This window comes from Nocardia cyriacigeorgica GUH-2, from assembly GCF_000284035.1.
GTDB lineage: Bacteria > Actinomycetota > Actinomycetes > Mycobacteriales > Mycobacteriaceae > Nocardia > Nocardia cyriacigeorgica_B.
Genome location: NC_016887.1, coordinates 1360562 through 1383273, shown reverse-complemented (window position 1 = coordinate 1383273; position 22712 = coordinate 1360562). Strand labels below are relative to the sequence as shown.

The window sequence follows — 22712 nt, the reverse complement described above, 5'->3', positions numbered from 1 at the left end:
ACCAGGCATTATGTCCGAGATATCGCAGAAAACGGGCGGCCGAACGGAGCGATACCTGGGCAACCGCTCACTTTTTGCGACCGGCCGCGACGGGCCGGCGGCGGGACTTCTCACCGAGCCCGGTGAAGCGGGAATCGCGAAGCCCCCGTGCGACCGCCTCGGTCTCGAACCAGGCGCCGAGCATGCGCGCGGTCATCGCGATCGCCTCCTGGCGTTCCTCGATTCCCACTTCCAGGGCTGAAGCGCGCAGTACGGCAGCGAAACCGGTGTTGAGCACCACGAAGGTCATCACGTCGTACTCGTGATCGTCGCCGGGACCGAGCACTTGGATCAGCAGCACCTTGACCAGCAGCCGCAGTCGCGGTTCGAATTCGGGGATGCCGCTGTTGTAGAACTGGACCCCGGCGACCAGTGCGCGCACGAGTTCGGCATTGGCCACCAATTCCTCGGTGATCACCTCGAGCACGCCGATGGTCAGGTCCTCGATCGCGGTCTCCTTCAGATCGAAAACCCTTTGGGTGAAACGTCTTTCGATGTCCTCGAGCAGCCGGCCGAGCAACTCCTCCACGATGACGGTGCGGTCGGAGAAGTAGCGGTAGACCGTGCCGATGCTCAGTCCCGCCTCTTGGGCGATCCGGTTGGTGGAGGTGTTGGCGATACCGCGCTCACCGAACAACCGCGCCGCGGTATCGAGAATGTGCTCCCTGGTCGCCTTGGCCCGTTCCTGGCTGGGCCGTCGACGCTGACCGACTGTCTTCGAGGGCATGGCGCTCCCCTGCCGTTCTCGCTGAAGATGAGTTGATGCTCACTTTAGCGATTACGCCAGGCCGCCGTGGCAATTCCGATCTCGGTGACCGGCGGTTCGTCATAGAGCCACTCGCGGGCGATGCGATGCCAGTTGTTGGTCGAGCCCAGCTGTCCGAGCGCGGCATAGGTGAACAGGTCGGCCCGGCGGGAAAACACATGCTCGGGCGGCAGCAGCTGATGCCGCATGCCGCGGAACTCCGAAGCGCGCGGGTCGACGGCGAGCACCACGGCTCCCGTGGCCAATTCGGGCGTGATGGTGATGCGCTCGTCGAGCAGATGCCAGCCCGCCGCGGCCCAGACGTATTCCAGGCATTCCTGCGGGCTCACCCCCGCGGCCGGATCGATGATGCCGCGCCCCACCCAGGCCTCGTAGAGCTCCTCGGCACGGTGTTCGCCGGCGAAGCGCAGACAGGCGCGCTCGAAGTCGGCGTGCACCGGGTCCATCCGGTTGTAGAGCCCGAAATCGACGAAACCGACCCGGCCGTCGTCGGCGAGCAGAATGTTGCCCGGATGCGGGTCGCCGCAGAATTCGTGGTCGGCGAACAGCGAGCTGACGTAGAAACGGTAGATGAGTTCGCCGATCCGGTCGCGGTCGGCCTCGGGTAATTCCCGGATCTGCTGGAACTGCCTGCCTTCCACCAGCTCGGTCACCAGCACGTGGCGCCCGCACAGTTCTTCGACGCTGTCGGGCACCACGATGAAGGGATGGCCGCGATAGCGCTCGGCCACCCGATGCTGGGTGCGGGCCTCGCGCGGATAGTCCAGTTCGCGTTCCAGGTTGCGGGTGATCTCCTCGAGCACCGCGGCGTCGGCGGCACTGGGCAGGATGGATTTCCACATTTTGGAGAAGAACTCCAGATTGCGCATATCGGCGGCGATCGCCTCGTCCACGCCCGGATATTGCACCTTGACCGCCACCGCGCGACCGTCGTGCAGGCGGGCCCGGTATACCTGGCCGATGGAGGCCGCGGCCATCGGCGTCTCGTCGAAATCGGCGAAGGCGCGTGACAGTGGGCCGAGATCGTCCTCGATGACCTTGCGCATCTGCGCGAACGACACCGCGGGCGCCTGATCGCGCAGCTCGGCGAGCTTGACCCGGAACAGTTCGCGATGCGACTCCGGGACCATGTCGATATCGAGCACCGACAGCATCTGGCCCAGCTTCATCGCCGCGCCCTTCATCCCGCCCAGCACGGTGACGATCTGCTGCGCGGTTTGCAGCGCCGACCGTTCGGCCAGCACCTGCCGCGCTTCTTCGGTGCGCCCCACCATCGACAGCCGGGTGCCGACCCCGCGCACGGCCTGCCCCGCCGCCAGCCGGCCGAGCCTGCTCCCCCGCGCGAAACGACTCTTCGGCACGCGACCGGCCACCATCTCCACCTCCTCGGCCCGCGCCGTATGACGCGCGTCACGATCCTCTCCCGGCCCGGCTGATCTTGTCGACCACCTGAGCGAAATCTGTGCTCGATCACTGCGCCCGGAACAGCGCCCGTTCGGCTCACCCGCAGCGGATGAACAATGCCGCGGGCCCTGTCCAGGGGCGCCGTGCGGTGGTTGACTGGGCGGGTGCCGACCGGGTTCGGACGGTCGGTCTTCCGACTCGACTGCCAGGGAGGTTCTGCTGATGCCAACCCGCGACAAGGCCTGGCCGGAGGGCACGCCGTGCTGGGTGGACTGCCAAGTCGACGATGTGGCTCGCGCTCGCTCGTTCTATGCCGATCTGTTCGGCTGGGAGATCGGCGACAGTCCCCAGCACGCCGGGGGCTACCTGATCGCGCTGCGCAACGGGCGGCCGGCGGCGGGGATCGGGCCCAAGCCGGCGGGTATGCCGATGCCGTCGGTGTGGACCACGTATCTGGCCGCCGACGACGCCGACGCCGTGGCGGCCCGGATCGGCGCGGCGGGTGGGACGGTGATGATGCCGCCGTTCGATGTGCTGGATGTCGGCCGCATGTGCATCGCCGCGGACCCGACCGGCGGCGTGTTCGGCGTCTGGCAGGCCGAGGCCCATCTCGGAGCCGGGATCTACAACGAGCACGGCGCCTACTGCTGGAACGAGCTGCACACCGGCGATTACCGGCGGGCCCAGCAGTTCTACGCGGAGGTCTTCGGCTGGCAATACACCGAGATCGGCGACGGCGAGAACCTCGTCTACTCGACCTTCGGCTCCGCCGGCAGCGACCATCCGCTCGGCGGCATCAACGACGCCCGCTCCGGCGACAGCTCCGCCTACTGGCTGACCTGGTTCCAGGTCGACGACACCGACACCGCCCTCACCCGCGCGACCGAACTCGGCGCACGGGTGGTCAGCGGACCTGGTGACAGCCCGTTCGGACGCCAAGGTGTGGTGCGGGCGCCGCAGGGTGAGACGTTCGCCGTCATCGATCCGACGACAACCGTGGGCGCGCCGCCGACCGGGGCCTAGCTCTGAGGGCGCAGACGCGTGTGGCGTCCGCGCGCCTCAGTCGCAGACCGCGCCGAACGACGCAGATCCCACCAGCTTCGAGTATTTCGCCAGCACCCCACGGGTGTAGCGCGGCGGCAGCGGCGCCCAGCCCTCGCGCCTGCGGGCCATTTCCTGCTCGTCGACCAGCAGGTCGAGGGTGCCGGCGGCGACGTCGAGGCGGATCTGGTCGCCGTCGCGGACGAAGGCGATCGGCCCGGCGTCGACCGCTTCCGGTGCGACGTGGCCGACGCAAAGGCCTGTGGTGCCGCCGGAGAACCGGCCGTCGGTCAGCAGCAGCACGTCCTTGCCCAGGCCTGCGCCCTTGATGGCGGCGGTGATGGCCAGCATTTCGCGCATGCCCGGTCCGCCCTTCGGGCCTTCGTAGCGGATGACGACCACATCGCCCGCGGTGATGGTGCCGTCCTCGAGGGCGTCCATCGCCGCCCGCTCGCGGTCGAAGACCCGGGCGGTGCCGAGGAAGACATCGGAATCGAAGCCCGCCGACTTGACCACGGCGCCGCCGGGGGCCAGCGATCCGCCGAGGATGGTGATGCCGCCGGTCGGGTGGATCGGTTCGGCCAGTGCTCGCACCACCTTGCCGTCCGGGTCCGGCGGCGCGATCGTGGCCAGGTTCTCGGCAACGGTGCGGCCGGTGACGGTGAGGCAGTCGCCGTGCAGCAGACCGGCATCCAGCAGCGCCTTCATCATCACCGGCACGCCGCCGATGCGGTCGACGTCGGTCATCACGTGCCTGCCGAACGGTTTGACGTCGGCCAGGTGCGGCACCCGGCGGCCCACCTTCGCGAAATCCTCGAGCGTCAGATCGACGTTCGCCTCATGCGCGATGGCCAGCAGGTGCAGCACCGCGTTGGTCGAACCGCCGAACGCCATGACGACGGCGATCGCGTTCTCGAAGGCCTCCTTGGTGAGGATGTCGGAGGTGGTGATGCCGCGCCGGATCAACTCGACCACGGCCTGGCCGCTGCGGCGGGCGTAACCGTCGCGGCGGCGGTCGGTCGCGGGCGGGGCGGCGCTGCCGGGCAAGGACATACCGAGCGCTTCGGCGGCGCTGGCCATGGTGTTGGCGGTGTACATGCCACCGCAGGCACCCTCGCCGGGACAGATCGCGCGTTCGATGGCGTCGACGTCCGCGCGGCTCATCAACCCGCGCGAGCACGCGCCGACGGCCTCGAACGCGTCGATGATGGTGACCTCGCGTTCGCTGCCGTCGGACAGCTTCGCGATACCCGGCAGGATCGAGCCGGCGTAGAGGAAGACGCTGGCCAGGTTCAGCCGGGCCGCCGCCATCATCATCCCGGGCAAGGACTTGTCGCAGCCGGCGAGCAGGACCGAACCGTCGAGGCGCTCGGCCTGCATCACCGTTTCGACGCTGTCGGCGATCACTTCCCGCGAGACCAGCGAGAAGTGCATGCCCTCGTGTCCCATGGAGATGCCGTCGGACACCGAGATGGTGCCGAACTGCATCGGAAAGCCGCCGGCGGCGAACACTCCGTCCTTGCAGCCCTGGGCCAGCCGGTCCAGGGACAGATTGCACGGGGTGATCTCGTTCCACGACGACGCCACGCCGATCTGCGGCTTGGCGAAGTCGTCGTCGTCCATGCCGACCGCGCGCAGCATGCCGCGCGCGGCGGTTTTCTCCACGCCGTCGGTGACGTCGCGGCTACGGGGTTTGATATCGGGTTGCTCGGTATGGTCGGCCACGTTCGTCATCATCCTCGCCCGGCCCCGATTCCGGCGGCGATCCACGCCGATCGCGGGCGAGGCTGCCGGTCAGTAGGCGCTACCGGTGGGCGGGAGCACGATCACCGGCCACAGGTAGTAACCGCCGTAGTTCGGGTAGCTGTACCCGCCGTAACCGCCATAGCCATAGCCGTAGCCGCCGTAGCCCGGGTAGCCGTATCCATACCCGCCGTAGCCCCCGTAGCCGTAGCCGTAGTACACGGCGTCGGCGGAGGCATCCGGCGCGGGCTCGGCGGATTCGATCGGCTCGAGCATGAGCGGCTCGGCGACGGCGGGCGCCACCATCACGGCGGCGGGCGCCAGGGCGATCGCGGCGACGGCGGCCGCACGCGCGAGGCCGCGGCGGGTGCGGGCGAGGGCGGTGGTTCGGTTCATCGGAACTCCTGGTTCGGATCGCAGCGCCTGCTTCGGCGATGCCTGGTCGCGGTCCCGGGAGGGCGGGACACACGGTGCTGATCGTCAATTAATGTACCGTTAAACAACGGCACGTTCAACAGGTTTCATATTGCCGATGTGCGCCCGCGCATCCGGGTGCTGCCCACCTCGGATCTGTGGCAGACTCGGCCCGATCACCCGAGCCGGCCGATAGGCGACCGGATGCGGAAGGTGATGCGGGAGTTGGGATCGCGATGGATCTGAGCGCCGTCGAGCGCCGGGTGGCCACGGATCGACGTGCCGCCATGGACCGTTCGGCCGAATCCGAACTGCAATTGGCGACGTCGCTGTGCGAGCTGGCCACGGCGCTGGCCGCTACCAAGAACGATCCCACCGCGCGCGACCGCTCCGCCGCCGCACTCGAACCCGCCCAAGAGGCGGTGCTGATCCGCCTGCGCTGGCTCACCAGCGGTCACGTCTCGGCCCAGTTCGCCGGGCAGGTTCAAGACGCGTTGCGCATTCTCGAACAGGCCGCACGCGCGATCGGGCATCGGGAACTGGCCACCGCCACCATCCGCGATGCCTGCAATGCCTACCGGCAGGTCGCCTCGACCCACCCCAATGCCGCGGGCGTGTGCGCGGACGGATTGTCGAAATGCGGTGTGTGGCTGTGCCGTCTAGATCCCGGCGCGGCGGTGGCGGCCACCGAGGAGGCGGTGCGGATCCGGGCGCGACTGTTCGCGGCCGACCCCGACCAGTCGAGCAAGTACCTGGCCAGCCTGAACACGCTGCTGCGCACGCTGATGGTGGGCAGGCAGCGCAAACAGGCCGTCGCGATGTATCGCGAGCGCTACGCCGCGCTCACCTCACCGGCGATGACGGCGACCATGCGCGAGACCAAGATCGGCGACATCGGTTTCACCAGCAAGACTCTCACCGCGTTGAAGAAGCTGGACTGTCCGACGCTGGAACGCGCGGGCCGGCTGACCCAGCAGCAGATCCTGTATCAGAGCGCCGGCGATCTCTCCACCATCGAGGAGATCAACTGGAATCTGGCGCTGGTCGGTTTGAAGCCGCTGGCGGCGGGCGCGCTGCCGGATCCGCCATCCAAGCCGGTGGATATCGCCACCTCGTTCGGCGCGCTGGCGGTGCGGTGTTCGGCAGCCGATGCGGTCGCGCAGATCCGGGCCGCCGTCATCGCGGCGTATGCGGCCGACGGTGCCGAGCCCGTCGCGATCTCCGCCTTCCAGGGCGTGGACCGGACGCATTGGAGCACACCGGATCCCGAACTGAACACCGCCACCGCCCTCGGCGATGACCTGGTGCTGATCGAACGGTTGTCGGGCAGCTGGGTCGCGGTGCAGAGCCTGAACTGGGAGATCGCGCCGGTGGGCAGGCATCCGCTGGCGCTACGGCTGTCCCAGCGCTGGCCGGTGGTCAGCGTGACCACGGTGGAGCAGCTGTCCTACGAATTGTGCTGGTACGAGCAGGGTGCGCCGACCCAGTACGCCGCGCTCGGGCGGCCCGCCGAACCGACGCCGCTGGATACGCCGCTGGCGCCGTTGAACTTCGGGGTGCTCGCCGACTACGGGGCCGATTACGCCTCGGAGACGCAGGTGCGGGCGGCATTCGGCAATACGCCGATGTTCGCGAAGCTGACGCAGTTGCCCGCCAGCGGGATTCGGCAGGCGGTGGAGTCGCGGCCGCTGACCGATTACGGCGATCACGCGCTGTCGTTCCGGGGTGCGGGGCGCACCTAGACTGCCGGTGCGCTGCTCCCCACGCAGGTCGGAATTCTCAGCGGGAACCAGGATCGCGGACTTGCTCCGGGCCGTCGACCGCACCGCCGCTGAGCGCGCTCAACCGCACGGTCCGGCCCGGCCGCGCCTGCTCCATCCGCACCGAACCCGCCGAGGCGACCAAATAGGCCGCCGCCGCTGGCATGTAAATCTCTAGAGCGGCGAACCGGTCAGAACAGCGTCATCGGTTCGACCGCAGCCGGCTCCGGTAGCGGTTCGAGTTGCGGGACCTGGGCGCGTACTTCCTCATGGAAGCGGCGCGCCAGGTCCGGAGCGGCGGCGTTGTCCGGGGTGTGCAGGAACACCGTGGGCGAGCGGCCTTCCCGCAACCACTGGGCGACGGTGGTGACCCACGGCTGCCAGCCGGCGATGGTGGGTTCGAGCGCGTCGCGACCGTGGTAGCGGACGATCGGGTACTCGGTGAGGGCGCGCAGGCGACGCGGCAATCGCGGCTTCTTGCCCCAGGCTTCACGTTCGCCGTCGCTGGCCGGAGGTTGGGCGAACAGCGTGGTGGTGTCGAAGGGTATCCACTCCGCGTCGACACGGGCCAGCACCCGTTCCAGCTGCCGCGCCGGGGCCTCGTCGGTGAAGAAGGCGCTGTGGCGGACCTCGACCGCGACGCGGTAGCCCGGCGGCAGCCCGCGCAGGAAGGCGGCGAGCACGCCGAGATCGGTGGGACCGAACGAGCCGGGTAGCTGGATCCACAGGGCGTGGGTGCGCGGGCCGAGTGGTTCGATGGCGTCGAGGAAGGTGCGCAGTTCGGCGTCCGCGCCGTGCAGCCTGCGGTCGTGGGTGATGGTGCGGGGCAGTTTGGCGACGAAGCGGAACTCGGGATCGGTCTGCGCCGCCCAGGTCTGCACGGTCTGGCGGGACGGGACGGCATAGAAGGTGGTGTTGCCCTCGACGGCATTGCAGCGGCCGGCATACCATCCCAGCCGCTCCCCCGGCGGCAGCTGACGCTGCTGCCACTGCGGATGCTGCCACATCGCACATCCCACATGAAGCCGCATGCCCCGACGCTAGCGCACCGATCCGACACCCCTTAATCGGTACATGTAGTATCCTCTTCATGCGGATGGGCGAAGGCGTCGAATGGGGCATCCACTGCTGCCTGACCATTGCCTGGCTCGAGGACCAGGGGCCGATCCCCACCACCCGCCTCGCGCAATGGTTCGACCTGCCACAGCAGTATCTGAAGAAGCGCCTCCAAGACCTGGCGCGCGCGCAGATCCTCACCTCGGTCCCCGGCGCGCGCGGCGGCTTCGAACTGGCGCGCCGACCCGAGCGGATCACCCTGATGGATGTGGTGAGCGCGATCGAAGGACCCGACGAAGCCTTCCGCTGCACCGAAATCCGCCGCGAGGGCGTCGGCACCACGGCCCCGCCATCTCGCTTCACCCGCCCCTGCGGCATCGCCACCGCGATGCGCAAGGCCGAACTGGCCTGGCGACGCGAACTCGCCGCCACCACCATTGCCGACCTGATGGCGCAGACACCCGACAGCACCGTCGAGTGGACCCGGCGCACGTATGCGCAGATGACTTAGATTTCACCGTCTTCCGTGGCGGTGTACGCGTAAGGAGAATGGGGATGCCGAATATCCCGATAAAAGAAGCCGGTTCAGGTTCCGGACCCGGATTCACCAGCCGATCCAACGCCGACCACTACGGCAGGGGTGGACCCGACACCGGTGGGGTCGGTACGGGTGAACCGGGTGGGGGCGGTGGGCTCGGGGCCGTGTGGATGCTCGGGCTCGGGACGTTCGCTGTCGGTACCGATGCGTTCGTGGTGGCCGGGTTTCTGCCGGAGATGGCGGAATCGTTGTCGGTGTCGACGGCGACGGCCGGGCTGTCGATCACGGTGTTCGCGGTCGCGTATGCGGTGGCGGCGCCGGTGCTGGCGACGGTGACGGCGCGAGTTCCGCGGCGGACATTGCTGGTGGCGGCGTTGCTGGTGCTCGCGGTGGCGAATCTCGGGTCGGCGGTGGCGCCGGGGATCGGGCTTCTGTTGGGCGCGCGGGTGGTGGCGGCGCTCGGGGCGGCGGTGTACACGCCGAACGCGGGGGCGGTGAGTGCGGCGCTGGTGCGGCCGCCGTTGCGGGCTCGGGCGTTGGCGATCGTGGTGGGCGGGTTGACGGTCGCCACTGCGCTCGGGATGCCGCTGGGGAATGTGGCTGTGCAGTGGCTGAATTGGCGGGCGGCGCTGGGGATCGTCGCGGGGTTGTGTGTGCTGGTGGCGGTGTGGCTGCTGCGGCTGCTGCCGTCGCTGCCGGGGAATCCGCCGGTTCCGCTGCGGACTCGGTTGGCGGTGCTGGCGAGACCGGCGGTCGCGACGATCCTGCCGGTGACGGTGGTCGGCATGGCGGCCGGCTATGTGGCGTATGCGTACACGGTGCCCGCGCTGGCGAGCGTCGGGGTTGCGGAGCACGCGCTGACGCTGATGCTGTTCCTCTACGGCGCCGGTGCGGTGGCGGGCAACGTGGCCTCGGGTTACGCCACCGACCGCTGGGGACCGGCGCGCGTGCTGGCGGCCGGGTACACGAGCATGGCCGTTGCCCTGGCGGCGCTGGCATGGAGCGCGGCGTCGGGGCACCACGCGCCCGGGCTCGTCGGAGTACTGGTGCTGCTATGGGGCGCCGGCACCTGGTGCCAGACGCCGGCCCAGCAGCACCGATTGATCGACGCCGCGCCAGGCGAGGCGCCACTGGTGGTGTCGCTCAACGCGTCCGCGATCTATGCCGGAATCGGACTCGGCACGGTGCTCGGCGGTGCTGCGGTGACGGCGCCCGACGGCACCATTTTCGGACTCGGCGCGGCGATTGCCGTGGGGGCGTTGACTTTTCTGCTGGTCAGCAGTGGCATGCGCCGTTGACGGAGACAGCCTGAACCTGCCGGTCCCCGCGGACCATGGCAGCGCTGGACCGGCCGGGCCGCGGAATCAGCGGCGCAGGCCGTGGGCGCGGGCGACGGTCTTCTCGATCAGTGTGGCGGGCAGCAGGCGGCGGAGGGTGAAGACGAGCGGGGCTCGGCTTCCGGTGGCGTAGAGAGGCTTCGGCTTGTCGGCTTCGATGGCGCGCTGGATCAGGGCCGCCACCTGTTCCGGTGGGATGCCGGCGCGTTCATTGCGGTCGAGGCGGTCGATCATGGTGTGGAAGTCGGCCAGGTAGGGCGAATCGTCGGCGATGTATTTGGTGCGGCGTTCGCCGATGCCGGTGCTGATCGAGCCCGGCTCGACGGTGGTGATCCAGACGCCGAACGGGGAGGTTTCCAGCCGGGCCGCGTCGGCGAAACCCTTGATCGCCGCCTTGGCCGCCACGTACGAGGAGCGGTAGGCGAGCGGGAAACTCGCCAGCATCGACCCCACCATGACGATGCGCCCGTACCCGCGCGACCGCATGCCCGGCAGCACCAGCTGGGCCAGCCGGACCTGGCCGAAGACGTTGACCTGGAACAGGCGCTCGATCGCGTCCCTTGGCAGTTCTTCGATCGGGCCGGACTGGCTCTCCCCCGCATTGTTCACCAGCACGTCGACGGGGCCGAGCTCGGCGCCGAACGCTTCGATCGAGTCGGGATCGGTCAGATCCAACGCCCGGTACTCCACACCCGCGATCCGGGCCTCCTCGGCGATGGTTGCGGGGTTGCGGCTGGTGCCGATCACCCGGTAGCCGCGCTCGGCCAGCAACTTCGCCGTCGCGCGTCCGATACCCGACGATGCGCCGGTCACCACTGCGGTCTTCGTCATGCTCGCCTCGATCCTCGTTCGCCGGGACACACCGGCCGATTGCGCATCACGCGCCGTTCGATTCAGGAATGTATCGGATGTGTCGGTGCCGCGAAAGCGCTCCCGGCAGCGCCGATGACCACTCTCACAGCAATCGCAAGACCTGCACCCGCCAGCCGCTCCGGCGATCGCGGACGAGGCGGCCCGCCATCGCGAAGGTCTGATCGCCGCGCGTGTAGGTCGCACAGAACTCGGCCGCGCGGCCGTCGACCATCATGACCCGCAACCGCGACGGAACCCCGGCGCCGAGCGAACGGCCGGGCGCGGAGTCGGCAGCGCGCAGCGTCCGCACGACCGCGACGACGACCGGATCGGCGCGTGCGGCGAGCTGCGCGACCGGCCGCCGGCCATCGACGACCTCCAACACGATCCGCACCATCTGCCAGGCGAATTCGCGCGCCCGCCGGTGATCGTCGGTATCGGCACGCGAGGAGCACGCGCGACGCACCGCCCGACGCACACCTGCGGGAGCGGTGCGTGCGGCCGCTGAGTTTCGCAGATCCAGGCGCGCAGAACATGAGCTGCTGGGCCCGTGCACCAAGGACTCCACGGACGTCCCGCCCTCAACCGTCCGAGCTCGCGCATGCGAGGCCTGCGCTCCGGCCCTTGCCTTCGACACGACAGCATCGGCCCCACCACGCCCCAAGACATACGACCTGTCCGGCACGTACGGATAAGCCGGCGGTTCGTAGCGTGGGATCGGCGTGAGCCATGGCCGTTGTTCTTCCATCCCCCGCATCCCCCTGATCTCCGATCGCGCAGCGCGATCAGCTGCCATCAGCATGCCCGAAGAAGATCGGACGGAACAGGCTTCGGGCGGTTCCGGATTCGCTCGCACCGTCGTTACGGCGAGTCCGTTTCCGCCGGGCGTTTCCTGCCTCGACCACGCACCATAGATCCTCGTATCGAGCAGCAACCGCAGGTAGACGAGCGGAAACCGAGTTGTCGGTGGCTGTTGTTAAGTTGTTCGGGCACATGACGGTCCACCGGTTGGGGGGAACAGCACAGAATGCTCGGGCACTCGCATGCCACCAGCGGGGCACTGGCCTTCGCGGCTACTGCGACCATGGCGCCGGTCACCGTCCTGGAGTTGGTGCAGGGTCCGGTGCGGGTGAGTGCGATGGAGCTGGTGCTCGGCACGATCATCACCGCGGGTGCGGCGCTGCTGCCCGATATCGACCATCCGAAGGGCACCATCTCGCATTCGCTCGGGCCGGTGAGTCACCTGCTCTCCCAGGGCGTTTCCGTGGTGTCGGGTGGGCACCGGCACGGCACGCACAGTTTCTTGTTCGTGCTGCTGGCGGGCTGGGGCACCTGGGCCGGGCAGCAGGTGTGGGGCAAATACTTCACCTTCGGGTTGATCTTCTTCATGCTGGCGCTCGGCGCACGCGCCCTGCATCTGTGCCCGTCCGGTGATTCGCTCAAAGCCTATGGGCCATGCGTACTCCTGGCCGGTGGCGGGACTCTGCTCATGGTGCGCTGGCTGCCCGATGTTCCGCCGTGGTTACCGTTCGCGATCGGTCTCGGCGCGCTGATCCACGTGCTCGGTGACTGTCTCACCGACAAGGGCTGTCCGCTGTTGTGGCCACTGGGCACCCGGATCGGAATCCCACTCATCTCGCGCACGGGCAACAAGATCGAGACCTGGCTGCTGACGCCCGCGATGACGCTGGCCACGATCGGCCTGCTCTACGTGCACACCGTGCCGTGAACCTACTGCGCGCGCGAGCGTGACGGCTTGTTCCGGTACATGGCGGTGTCGGCCGCGTGCATGGTTTCGTCCACGGCCTCGGGCGGTTCCTCGAGGTAGACGGTGCCGATGCTGGCGCCGATGGTGATGGGCCGGTCGCCGATCATCATCGGGCGCGTCAACGCGGCCAGCAGATCCACCCGCAATGCGGTGAGCTGATCTTCGCCGGTGCACTGCTCCACCATGACGATGAACTCGTCGCCACCGATCCGCGCCGCGAGCCCCCCGACCGCCGCCACTCCCTCCTGGAGGCGTTCGCCGACAACGCGCAACACCTGGTCGCCGACGGTGTGCCCCCATTCGTCGTTGACCTCCTTGAACCCGTCCAGGTCCAGATAGCAGACCCCGACCGGCGGGGTGGCGCAGGCGAGCCGGTCGAAGAACAGGCCGCGATTGGGCAGGCCGGTGAGCCCGTCGTGGTTGGCGTCGTACCAGAGTTGATCGGCGAGCATCTTGCGATCGGTGACGTCGACCGCGACCCCGATCAGGAAGCGCACCTGCCCGGTGTGATCGCGCACCGCCGACATCGACAGGTCAAGGCACGCGATGGTGCCGTCGCTGCGCAGGTGATCGGTTTCCAACCGGAACCGGTCGATGGTGCCGGCCAGCAGTTGTTTCATCTGCGCGTAGGCCTGCCCGATATTGGCCTCGCCCACCAGCTCGGCCACCGGACGCCCCGGCATGGATTCCGCCGACAGTCCCAGCATCTCGGCGAGCGCCGCGTTCACATCCAGCACCCGGCCGTTGATGTCTACGGTGCCGATGCCCACCGAGGCCCCGGCGAATACTGCCGCGAAGCGCGCCTCGGACAGCTCCCGCCGGGATTCGGCCGTCTGCGCGGCGCCGAGCGCCGCGGCCAGGGTGGCTTCCTGTTCGGTCAGGGCGGCCGAGCGCAAGGCGGCGGTGAAGCCGGTGGCGAATTCGGCCGCGACCAGCACGGCACGCTCGCGCACCGTGTCCAGGTCGAGGCCCGCATCCCGGGCCGCGTGCTCGGCCATGGCGCCGAAGATCACCGGGATGGTGCGCCCGACCACCTGCGGATCGCGATAGTTCGCCGCGACGAGCGCCGCGGCCGTGTCGCACATCGCCTGCGGTTCGACCTGCGCGCGCAGCGCGGCGACCAGCCGGCCGGCCAGTTCGGCCAGTAGTTCTTCGATCCGGGCGCGGTTGAGCGTCGGCGCCACCGCGCCGTCGAGCGCATCGGCCCACACCACCGCGAGCTCATCCGCACCCACGCTCACACCCCCTGCCCGATCCCCTGCCGCCCTGGTTCAGGCCTTGCGCGCGAGCCCCGCCAAACCGAGCGAGCGGCCCGGTGCCTCGTGCTGATCGCGCTCGGATTCGGGCCGCCAGGCAGGCAGCTCCACCACACCCGGCTCGACCAGGTCCCATCCTTCGAACATAGCCTCGATGGCTTCGCGGGAGCGGAAGTGGATACCCACCCGGTTGTCGTTGGCCGCCGAGGCACCCAGCTGGGCGGCGTCTTCGGGCCGTAGCGCCGAGGTCAGATGCGAGATCGCGACGTAGCTGCCGGCCGGGACGGCGGCGCGTAGTTCGGCGACCTTGCCCGCCGGGTCGTCGACATCGGCGACCAGGTGCAGCACCGCCACCAGCAGCACCCCGACGGGACGGTCGAAGTCGATGAGGCCGGTCGCACGGACGGCGGCCAGCAGATCGGCGGGTTTGCGCAGATCACCTTCGATGGCCGCGGCCTGCTCGGTATCACCGAGGATGGCGCGCGAATGCGCGACGGCGACCGGGTCGATATCGACGTAGAGCACCCGGCAGCTCGGATCGAGTTCCCTGGCGATCTCGTGCACATTGCCGGCCGTCGGGATGCCGGAGCCGATGTCGAGGAACTGGGTGACGCCGGCCTCGACGAGATAGCGCACCGCCCGGCGCAGGAATGCCCGGTTGCTCAAGGCCAGCCGCGGTAGGTCGGGCACCAGCTTGGTGCCCATCTCGGCCGCGCGCCGGTCGACCTCGAAGTTGTGCGAGCCGCCGAGTAGGGCGTCGTACATCCGCGCCGGGCTCGCCTGCTGCATATCCACGCCCTCGGGCGCCCACGCCGGCCTGTCCATCGATACCCCTCTGCCTCGACGATCGCATTCGGCCCCCGCCCGCGCCGAACGCGTCACGGCCTGTGTGCCCGTTCACCCCGAACGAACCAAGCGAATGATAGCCCGGGCCACCGACAACTGCGCTGCGGCCCGGATCCTTGCGGATTCAATTACCGTGCGCTGGTCCGCAATTCATCGGCACGACAGCAGCTGGATCAGCGCGCGGACGACGCGACGGGCGTCCGCACCGCCGAACGCGGCGTCGGTGCGAGGGTCTTGCCGAGATCGGTGCGCATCGTGGTGGCGGAGTCGAGCAGATAGTTCTGCCGCACCTTCCACGGATGCCGGTCACCCTGGCGCGGGAAGTCGCCGATGGAGCGCTGGATGTAGCCGGATGCCAGATCCAGCAGCGGACGTTCGTCGAGCCGGCCGTCCGGGCGCGGTTCGACGGCCGCGTAGCCGTTGCGGTCCATGTGGTTGATGACCTTGCAGACCAGCCGCGAGGTCAGATCGGCGCGCAGGGTCCAGGAGGCATTGGTGTAGCCGATGCAGACGGCGAAGTTCGGCACGCCGGTGAGCATCGCGCCCTGCCAGACGAACTGCTCGGACAACTCCACCCGGCGTCCGTCCACCACCGGCGTGATGCCGCCGAAGGCGAGCAGTTGCAGCCCGGTGGCGGTGATGACGATGTCGGCAGGCAGGGTGCGGCCCGACTCGAGCCGGATGCCCTCGGGGACGAAGGTGTCGATCCGGTCGGTGACGACCTCGGCCTTGCCCTTGCGGATGGCCTTGAAGAAGTCGGCGTCCGGCGCCGCGCACAGCCGCTGATCCCACGGGTTGTAGCTGGGCGTGAAGTGTTCGGCGACGGCCTTGTCGTCCTTCAGGATGCGGGTGGTCAGGCCGGTCAGCAGTTTGCGGGCGGCTTCTGGACGACGGCGGCAGTACTGGTAGAAACCGACGTTGAACAGGATGTTCTTGGTACGGATCAGTCGATGCGCGAGGTTCGGCGGCAGCGTGGCCCGGATCCGGTCGGCCACCTTGTCGCGGCCGGGTACCGGGCTGATCCAGGTGGGTGAGCGTTGCAGCATGGTGACCAGTTCGGCCTGCTCGGCCATCGACGGCACCAGGGTCACCGCGGTGGCGCCGCTGCCGATGACGACCACGCGCTTGCCGGTGTAGTCGAGGTCCTCCGGCCAGAACTGCGGGTGCACCACGGTGCCGGTGAAATCGTCGATGCCGGGGAATTCCGGCGCGTGCCCGTGGTCGTAGTTGTAGTAGCCGGCACAGGCGTAGAGGAACTCGCAGGTCAGCTCGCGGTGTTCGACGGCGCCGTGCTCGTCGCGGTGCTCGAGGGTGAGCGTCCAGCGCGCGGTCGCGCTGGACCATTCCGCACCGAGCACCTTGGTGCGATAGCGGATCTTGCGGTCGATGTCGTTCTCGGCGGCGGTCTCGGTGATGTAGCGCAGGATCGAGGGACCGTCGGCGATCGACTTGGCATCGCGCCACGGCTTGAACGGGTAGCCGAGAGTGAACATGTCCGAATCGGAGCGGATGCCCGGGTAGCGGAACAGATCCCAGGTTCCACCCATGGCGTCGCGGGCCTCGAGCACGGCGTAGGACTTGCCGGGGCATTCGGTCTGCAACCGGTAGGCGGCGCCGATGCCGGACAGGCCGGCGCCGACGATCACCACATCGAGGTGTTCCGGAGCAACAACGGTCTCGGTCATGGTGTCCAGTGTGCGGGTCGGCGGCGGCCGCCACTTGACTTCACACGACAAGTATTTGATTCTGGGCGACATGTCGGTGATTCGCTCCGCTGGTCTGCGTGGTTTCCGGGCCACGGTCGCCGAGCTGGGCGGCGATGCCGAGGAGTTCGCCATCGCCTGCGGGCTGCCGGTGGCGGCCCTGGACACCGACGACATGCTGGTCCCGGACCAGGCGGTGTCGGCGGTGCTCGAGCTGGCCGCGCACCGGCTGGATTGCCCCGACCTCGGGCTACGCATGTCGGCGCGGCAGGATCTGGCCATGCTCGGCCCGCTGGCGCTGGCCATCCGCAGCTCCCCCGCCCTGGCCGACGTGCTCGAATGCAGTTCCCGGTATCTGTTCGTGCACGCCCGCTCGCTGAGCCTGGTGCTCGAGCCCGACCCGTACGGCGATCGCGGCGTAGCGGCCTTGCGCTACGGGGTGCGGGCCGCGGCGGCGATCCCGATCCAGGGCACCGATCTCGGGCTCGCCTTCGTGCACCGCACCATCCAGCGGTTGATCGGCGACCGCTACGGCCTGCGTTCGGTGGAGCTGCCGTACCGGCCGCCCGCACCGCTGTCGGTGTACGAGGAGTTCTTCGGCGCGCCGGTGCGGGCCGGGCGCCGCGACGCGCTGCTGCGGGTGCCGAGCAGTCTCGCCGCGCGTCAGCTCAGCGGCGGCGACGAGAACCTGCACCGGCTGGCCATGGAATTCCTGGCCCAGCAGACCGCGGCGACCGGCAGCTCGGCGGTGCCGACCGTGCGCGCCGCCGTCAAACAGCTGCTCGGCACCACCCCACCCGAAATCGGCGTGGTGGCCGGGCTGTTGACGATGCATCCGCGCACGCTGCAACGCCGCCTCAGCGCCGAAGGCACCACCTTCGCCGCCGTCCTCGACGACGTACGCCGCAGCGAAACCCGCCGCTACCTCACCACCACCGATATCGCGATGAGCCAGATCGCTTCCCTCGTCGGCCTCACCGAACAGGCCACCCTGACCCGCTGCTGTCGCCGCTGGTGGGGGCACCCACCGACCGCGATCCGCAAAGACCCCGCGCTCGCCCGTGAGCAGACGTCCGTGCCGGCGACCGCATTGACATAGGCTGCGGCTATGGACGCATCGAGCGAGCTCGACGGCGCGGCACAGCACCCCGGCGAGCCGCACACCGAAACCCTGGCGACGCGGCTGAACTGGTTGCGGGCCGGCGTCCTCGGCGCGAACGACGGCATCGTCTCGACGGCCGGCCTCGTGGTCGGTGTCGCCGCCGCGAATACCGCCACCAGCACGATCGCCACCGCCGGGATCGCCGGATTGACCGCGGGGGCGATCTCGATGGCGGTCGGCGAATACGTCTCGGTGAGCACCCAGCGCGATTCCGAGCGGGCACTGCTGGCCAAGGAACGCCGGGAATTGCGGGACGAACCGGAATCCGAACTCGCCGAGTTGACCGCGATCTATCGAGCCAAGGGCTTGACACCGGACACCGCGCGCCGGGTGGCCGAGGAACTCACCGCGCACGACGCGTTCACCGCGCACGCGGAAGCCGAACTGGGTTTGAATCCCCGCGAACTCACCAACCCGTGGCATGCGGCGTTTTCCTCCGCCGTCGCCTTCACCATCGGCGCGCTCCTGCCGCTTCTGGCAATACTGCTGCCGCCCAACGATCTCCGCATTCCGGTGACGTTCGCGGCCGTGGTCGTCGCGCTGGCGCTCACCGGTTCGATCAGCGCCCGGCTCGGCGGCAGCCGTCGCGGCCGGGCGGTGGTGCGGGTGGTGGTCGGCGGGGCGCTGGCGATGGCGATCACCTATGGCATCGGGCAGCTCGCCGACGTTTCCGGGCTCTGAGATCCAGATTTCCGCGGCATGCGCGGGCGCGGGCGGCCGGTCGGTGCTGTACTGGGCGGGTGAGTTCAGTGTTCGCCGTTTTGCCCGCCGCCGGAACAGGTTCGCCGGAACAGGCTTTCGGGCAGTACCGGGCGATCCTGGAACATTCGGAGCCCACCGCGCCGCTGCCGGTGGTCGGGATCGTCGTCGCGCAGTTGCGGCGGCAGGCGGGGCCGCTGTCGGTCGTGCGGCCGCCGGATGGACGCGGGTTGTTGCTCGAGGTCGAGTCCGGCGATCACCTCACCGGGTTGTGTACCGCATTGCGGCTGACCGCGACTCGCGATCTGGCCGTGTTCGAAGTCGACGCCCGCCGCCTGCATCATCCGCGCACCGCCGCGCGCGTTCCTGTCAAAGCCGGACCGCACAGCTTCCCTACGGTGACCGAACCGTTGGTGGATCTGCTGATCCCGAACACGCGCGATATCGACGGCCCCGCGCTGACGCTGGCCCATGATCGCGACACCCAGCTCCATATCAGACAGTTGCCCGACGACATTCTGGAACTGACCCACCACACTGCCGGCGAGCATTTCCGCCTGCTCACCGATGACGCCCGGCTCGCCCGCAAGGTCACCTGGTCCTGGGCTCGTCACGATTCCTGGTGGCATGAGGCCATCTCGTGGCAGCCCTGCGATCCACCGGCCGGCGACGCTCCCGTCACCGACGAGGCCGCCGCCCTGCTGGCCGAACTCGAAGAACTGCGCGCCGAGGTCGACGGACTCGAAGCGCTCGATATCGGCGCGGCCATGAACGAACTCGATGCGCTGACTCAGTCGGTGCTGGACATCGACATCCCCGACCTCGACTTCTGAGGCCCCTTCGCCGGGTTCGTTCGGCCCGGCGTCTGAGAAATTCCGCGAAAGGGCTAGCGGGTCACCCGGGCGATTGTTACTGTCTCAGACAATTCGCTTCGCCTGCGTAGGAACGTTGGCGATGCGCGGGGGGGTTGAACGCGCTCTATCCAGCCAAAGGCGGCTATATGACCAGCACTGGAGCCATCGCCGATCCAACCGATCGGCAACGAGCGATCAGGTTCGGACTCGACTACTGGCGCGACCATCCACAGAAGTCGGTGGAGACCGCCGGACGTCAGGTCACCATGACCGGCCGCGCCTTCGCCGAGTTGTGCACTTCGCTTGTCCGACGGCGGTTTCCGGGCCGGGAGTTCCTGCAGCAAGCCGCGTTCATGGCCAATGTGTCGGCCGCGCCGACGCTGCTCATCGCGATTCCCATCGCGGTGGTGGTGTCGATTCAGGTGGGGTCGCTGGTCAGCCAGGTCGGCGCGACCACCTTCATCGGGGCGGTGAACGGGCTCGGCATCATCCGGCAGGGTGCGCCGCTGGTGGCGTCGCTGATGATCGCGGGCGCGGTCGGTTCGGCCATGTGCGCCGACCTGGGCTCGCGCACGATTCGCGAGGAAATCGATGCGATGCGGGTGATGGGGGTCGACCCGGTGCGGCGGTTGGTGGCGCCGCGACTGCTGGCGGCGGTGCTGATCAGCATGCTGCTGTGCGGATTCGTCGTCTTCGTCGGGTTCGCCACCGGATATGTGTTCAACGTCTACATCCAGGCCGGGACCCCCGGGTCCTATGTCAGCACGTTCGCCTCGTTCGCGGTGGCCGCCGATCTCGCCGTCGCGATCGTGAAGGCCGCGATCTTCGGCGCGCTCACCGCGATCATCGCCTGCGATACCGGGCTCAATGCCAAGGGCGGTCCGGCCGGGGTCGCGAATGCGGTGAACTCGGCGGTGGTCACCTCGGCGATCGTGCTGTTCGCCACCAATATCGTCATCACGCAGATCTACAACACGCTGTTCCCGGCGAAGGTGCTCTGAGATGAGTTCCTACACACCGCCGCTGCTGCGTCCCGCCCGCGCCCTGGTCGCCGGGCCCGCGCACACGAGTGTGCGACTCGGCCACATCGGGCTGGTGCTGGTGCAGTCGATCGCCGCGATGCCGTTCGTGCTGCGCCACTACCGCAAGGAACTACTCCGCCTTATCACCGACGTGACCTGGGGAAACGGTTCCCTGGTGGTGGGCGGTGGCACGGCGGGTGTGGTGCTGATCCTGTGCGGGTTCGGCGGCATCACCGTCGGGATGGAATCGCATACCGCACTCGAGCTGCTCACCATGACGCCGCTGACCGGTGCGGTATCCGGCTTCGCCACCACCAGGGAACTGGCTCCGCTGCTGGCCACGCTGGCCTTCGCCGCGCAGGCCGGCTGCCGGTGCACCGCGCAGCTCGGTTCGATGCGGATCTCGGAGGAAATCGACGCGCTCGAATCCATCGCGATCCGGCCGCTTCCCTACCTGATCAGCACCAGAATGCTGGCGGCGCTGGTGGCGATCGTTCCGCTCTACAGCATCGGCCTGGCCATCGCCTACCTCACCACGAAACTGTCGATCCTGTTCCTCGGCGGCACCACCCTCGGCACCTTCGATCACTACTTCCACCAGTTCCTCAACCCGGTGGACATCGCGTATTCGGTGCTGAAGGTGGTGGTTTTCGTGCTGCTGGCGACGTTCATCCAGTGCTACTACGGGTTCGTCGCCTCGGGCGGGCCGGAGGGCGTCGGCGTCGCGGCCGGAAAGGCCATCAAGACCACCATCATCGTGGTCGTCTTCGCGAATCTGCTGTTGACACTGGCGGTCTGGGGGATCGACCCGGGTCTGCGGATTTCCGGGTAGGGGCAGGCGATGATCATCGATCCGAGTGGGCGCGGGCCGTCGAACCGCGCGCTGGGCTTGGGCGGGGTGGCCATGGCGGTCGTCATCGTCACGGGGGTTGCGCTGCTCGGTCTGCGCTACACCGGCGCGTTCGACGATCGGGTGCCGGTCGTCGCGCTGCTGACCAGCAGCGGGGACGGGCTGCCGGAACGGGCGGATGTGAAGTTCCGCGGGATGCTCGTCGGCTCGGTCGCCGGGGTGGACATCGTCGCGAAGGGTGAGCGTCAGCGGGTGGAGATCGACCTGCTGCCCGAGGCCGCCGAGGCGATACCGGGCAGCGTCACCGCGCGGGTGGTGCCTTCCAACATCTTCGGTGTCACCGCCGTCGAGCTGGTCGACAACGGTACGGCACCGCTCGGCCTGCGGGCCGGCGCGACCATCGAGCAGGACACCAGCCGCGCCACCACCGAACTCCAGACCACCCTCACCACCCTGCGGACCGTGCTCGACCACATCCAGCCCGAAAAGCTCGGCCGGGTGCTCGGCACCCTCGCCGACGCGCTCGACCCCGCCGCCCGGGTACCGGGCTCGACCATCGAACGCCTCGACCTCTGGACCACCCAAGTTCGCGCGATCCCCGAAATCGGTGACCTGCTCGGCGATCTCGGTGCCGCGACCAGCGCCATCGGCGCCTCGGCACCCGAATTGATCGACGTGCTGGCCGAATCGGTGACCTCGGCGCGCACCATCACCGAACGGCGCGCCGGCGTCGTCGCCCTGCTCACCGGCGCGAGCAGCGCCATCGACGCCACCAACGCCCTGTTCGCCCGCAACCCGGACGCCGGTAAGGAATTGGTCGCCGGACTCGACGACACCTTCGGCGCTCTCGCCGCCGACCCGGACGCCCTCCCGGTGTCGGTGGCCAACCTCAATGCGGCGCTCGGCAAGCTCGCCACGGTCTTCAACTGGGGCCCGAGCGAGCAGATGAGCTGGGCCATCGACGTCACGTTCACGCCGTTCCAGCAGTACACGGCGCGGGATTGCCCGCGCTATGGGGAGCTGGCGGGGCCGCGGTGCGGCGATGGGACCGTGCCGAATACCGCGCCGCCACAGCAGTTTCCGCCCAGCATGGTTCCGCGCCATCTCGATGCTGCGGGGCCCGCGCCATCCGCACCGGGCGCGCATGGGGTGCCTGGGATTCCAGCGATGCCGCAGTTACCGGGTATCCCCGGATTTCCGCTCTTCCCAGGCTTGCCCGCGTTGCCTATGCCGGTCCCGGGCGCGGCCGTTGCGCCGCCGCAGGAAGCCGCGCCCGGCTCTGCGCTACCCGACAGTGCGCCTCCCGCGACTCCTCGTCCGGCCGCAGCGCTTCCAGGAAAACCCGCTCCGGCCGCCGCTCCAGAGGCCCAGGGCACTTCGCCGGCCCCGGGAACCTTCCCTGCCGACGGTGCCGCGACCCTCGGGCAGCATCCGCCATCCGGCACCAACCCGCCCCTGCGCGGCCGTGCCGCCGTCGCCGCCCTGGTCGGCGGCGAACCGAATGCCGCGCAGCTCATGCTGCTCGGCCCGATCCTCGCCGGCGGTTCGCTCACCGTCCGGGAGACCTCGGCGACCGTGCCGGACGGAGGACGTTGACGTGCA

22 protein-coding genes are annotated in these 22712 nt (G+C 69.0%); 11 read left to right on the top strand and 11 right to left on the bottom strand.

What is annotated here, in order from left to right:
- Window positions 1-67: 67 nt before the first annotated feature.
- Both NOCYR_RS06310 and NOCYR_RS06305 read right to left on the bottom strand, forming a co-directional pair.
- Window positions 68-766, bottom strand: coding sequence for a TetR/AcrR family transcriptional regulator (locus NOCYR_RS06310; RefSeq protein ID WP_014349524.1), 699 nt, complete (start codon window positions 764-766; stop codon window positions 68-70).
- A gap of 44 nt (window positions 767-810) precedes the next feature.
- Window positions 811-2178: an ABC1 kinase family protein gene (locus NOCYR_RS06305; protein ID WP_048833953.1), complete on the bottom strand. Its 1368-nt coding sequence runs from the start codon at window positions 2176-2178 to the stop codon at window positions 811-813.
- Window positions 2179-2431: 253 nt separating this feature from the next.
- Between NOCYR_RS06305 and NOCYR_RS06300 the strand changes: the two genes are divergently transcribed.
- Window positions 2432-3232 (top strand): VOC family protein, encoded by an 801-nt coding sequence (locus tag NOCYR_RS06300; RefSeq protein ID WP_014349522.1) that lies wholly within the window; start codon window positions 2432-2434, stop codon window positions 3230-3232.
- Window positions 3233-3268: 36 nt separating this feature from the next.
- Here the strand turns inward: NOCYR_RS06300 and ilvD are convergent, their stop codons facing one another.
- Together ilvD and NOCYR_RS06290 are read right to left on the bottom strand one after the other, a co-directional pair.
- Window positions 3269-4984: a dihydroxy-acid dehydratase gene (gene ilvD / locus NOCYR_RS06295; protein WP_048833952.1), complete on the bottom strand. Its 1716-nt coding sequence runs from the start codon at window positions 4982-4984 to the stop codon at window positions 3269-3271.
- A 60-nt stretch (window positions 4985-5044) separates the two neighbouring features.
- A complete protein-coding gene (locus NOCYR_RS06290; RefSeq protein WP_014349520.1) occupies window positions 5045-5389 on the bottom strand; it encodes a hypothetical protein in 345 nt (114 codons plus the stop codon).
- A 254-nt stretch (window positions 5390-5643) separates the two neighbouring features.
- Here NOCYR_RS06290 and NOCYR_RS06285 point away from each other — a divergent pair, with 254 nt between their 5' ends.
- Complete coding sequence (locus NOCYR_RS06285; RefSeq protein WP_014349518.1) at window positions 5644-7149, top strand: hypothetical protein; 1506 nt, start codon at window positions 5644-5646, stop codon at window positions 7147-7149.
- 37 nt (window positions 7150-7186) lie between these two features.
- On the opposite strand, the gene NOCYR_RS29635 is transcribed toward NOCYR_RS06285, so the two are convergent.
- Window positions 7187-7333: a hypothetical protein gene (locus tag NOCYR_RS29635; protein ID WP_014349517.1), complete on the bottom strand. Its 147-nt coding sequence runs from the start codon at window positions 7331-7333 to the stop codon at window positions 7187-7189.
- Between the two features lie 25 nt (window positions 7334-7358).
- Complete coding sequence (locus NOCYR_RS06280; RefSeq protein WP_148280545.1) at window positions 7359-8198, bottom strand: DUF72 domain-containing protein; 840 nt, start codon at window positions 8196-8198, stop codon at window positions 7359-7361.
- Between the two features lie 65 nt (window positions 8199-8263).
- Here NOCYR_RS06280 and NOCYR_RS06275 point away from each other — a divergent pair, with 65 nt between their 5' ends.
- On the top strand, window positions 8264-8734 hold the full coding sequence (locus NOCYR_RS06275) for an RrF2 family transcriptional regulator (protein ID WP_231856032.1): 471 nt from the start codon (window positions 8264-8266) through the stop codon (window positions 8732-8734).
- A 44-nt stretch (window positions 8735-8778) separates the two neighbouring features.
- Window positions 8779-10059, top strand: coding sequence for an MFS transporter (locus tag NOCYR_RS06270; RefSeq protein ID WP_148280544.1), 1281 nt, complete (start codon window positions 8779-8781; stop codon window positions 10057-10059).
- Between the two features lie 66 nt (window positions 10060-10125).
- Here NOCYR_RS06270 and NOCYR_RS06265 read toward each other — a convergent pair whose 3' ends face one another.
- Complete coding sequence (locus NOCYR_RS06265; RefSeq protein WP_048833030.1) at window positions 10126-10929, bottom strand: SDR family oxidoreductase; 804 nt, start codon at window positions 10927-10929, stop codon at window positions 10126-10128.
- Window positions 10930-11053: 124 nt separating this feature from the next.
- Window positions 11054-11416 (bottom strand): Rv3235 family protein, encoded by a 363-nt coding sequence (locus NOCYR_RS06260; protein WP_014349512.1) that lies wholly within the window; start codon window positions 11414-11416, stop codon window positions 11054-11056.
- Between the two features lie 561 nt (window positions 11417-11977).
- On the opposite strand from NOCYR_RS06260, the gene NOCYR_RS06255 reads away from it, so the two are divergent.
- The gene (locus NOCYR_RS06255) at window positions 11978-12679 is read left to right on the top strand and encodes a metal-dependent hydrolase (protein WP_014349511.1); all 702 of its coding nucleotides are present in this window, start codon (window positions 11978-11980) and stop codon (window positions 12677-12679) included.
- A gap of 2 nt (window positions 12680-12681) precedes the next feature.
- Here NOCYR_RS06255 and NOCYR_RS06250 read toward each other — a convergent pair whose 3' ends face one another.
- The 3 genes from NOCYR_RS06250 to NOCYR_RS06240 form a co-directional block, all read right to left on the bottom strand.
- Entirely contained in the window at window positions 12682-13953 is a 1272-nt protein-coding gene (locus NOCYR_RS06250; RefSeq protein WP_014349510.1) for a sensor domain-containing diguanylate cyclase, read from the bottom strand.
- A 36-nt stretch (window positions 13954-13989) separates the two neighbouring features.
- A complete protein-coding gene (locus NOCYR_RS06245; RefSeq protein ID WP_014349509.1) occupies window positions 13990-14799 on the bottom strand; it encodes an SAM-dependent methyltransferase in 810 nt (269 codons plus the stop codon).
- 194 nt (window positions 14800-14993) lie between these two features.
- Window positions 14994-16505 carry a flavin-containing monooxygenase gene (locus NOCYR_RS06240; RefSeq protein WP_048833027.1) on the bottom strand — a complete coding sequence of 504 codons (1512 nt, stop codon included), beginning with the start codon at window positions 16503-16505 and terminating at the stop codon, window positions 14994-14996.
- Between NOCYR_RS06240 and NOCYR_RS06235 the strand changes: the two genes are divergently transcribed.
- From NOCYR_RS06235 to NOCYR_RS06210, 6 genes are all read left to right on the top strand, one after another.
- Entirely contained in the window at window positions 16504-17622 is a 1119-nt protein-coding gene (locus NOCYR_RS06235) for an AraC family transcriptional regulator (RefSeq protein ID WP_014349507.1), read from the top strand. The genes NOCYR_RS06240 and NOCYR_RS06235 overlap by 2 nt on opposite strands.
- Before the next feature lie 9 nt (window positions 17623-17631).
- Window positions 17632-18366, top strand: a complete 735-nt coding sequence (locus tag NOCYR_RS06230) for a VIT1/CCC1 transporter family protein (protein WP_014349506.1) — start codon at window positions 17632-17634, stop codon at window positions 18364-18366.
- Between the two features lie 59 nt (window positions 18367-18425).
- Complete coding sequence (locus tag NOCYR_RS06225) at window positions 18426-19217, top strand: hypothetical protein (RefSeq protein WP_148280543.1); 792 nt, start codon at window positions 18426-18428, stop codon at window positions 19215-19217.
- Between the two features lie 167 nt (window positions 19218-19384).
- Window positions 19385-20239 carry an MlaE family ABC transporter permease gene (locus NOCYR_RS06220; protein WP_014349504.1) on the top strand — a complete coding sequence of 285 codons (855 nt, stop codon included), beginning with the start codon at window positions 19385-19387 and terminating at the stop codon, window positions 20237-20239.
- A gap of 1 nt (window position 20240) precedes the next feature.
- Complete coding sequence (locus NOCYR_RS06215; RefSeq protein ID WP_014349503.1) at window positions 20241-21092, top strand: ABC transporter permease; 852 nt, start codon at window positions 20241-20243, stop codon at window positions 21090-21092.
- Between the two features lie 9 nt (window positions 21093-21101).
- Window positions 21102-22706: an MlaD family protein gene (locus NOCYR_RS06210; protein WP_014349502.1), complete on the top strand. Its 1605-nt coding sequence runs from the start codon at window positions 21102-21104 to the stop codon at window positions 22704-22706.
- Window positions 22707-22712: the final 6 nt, after the last annotated feature.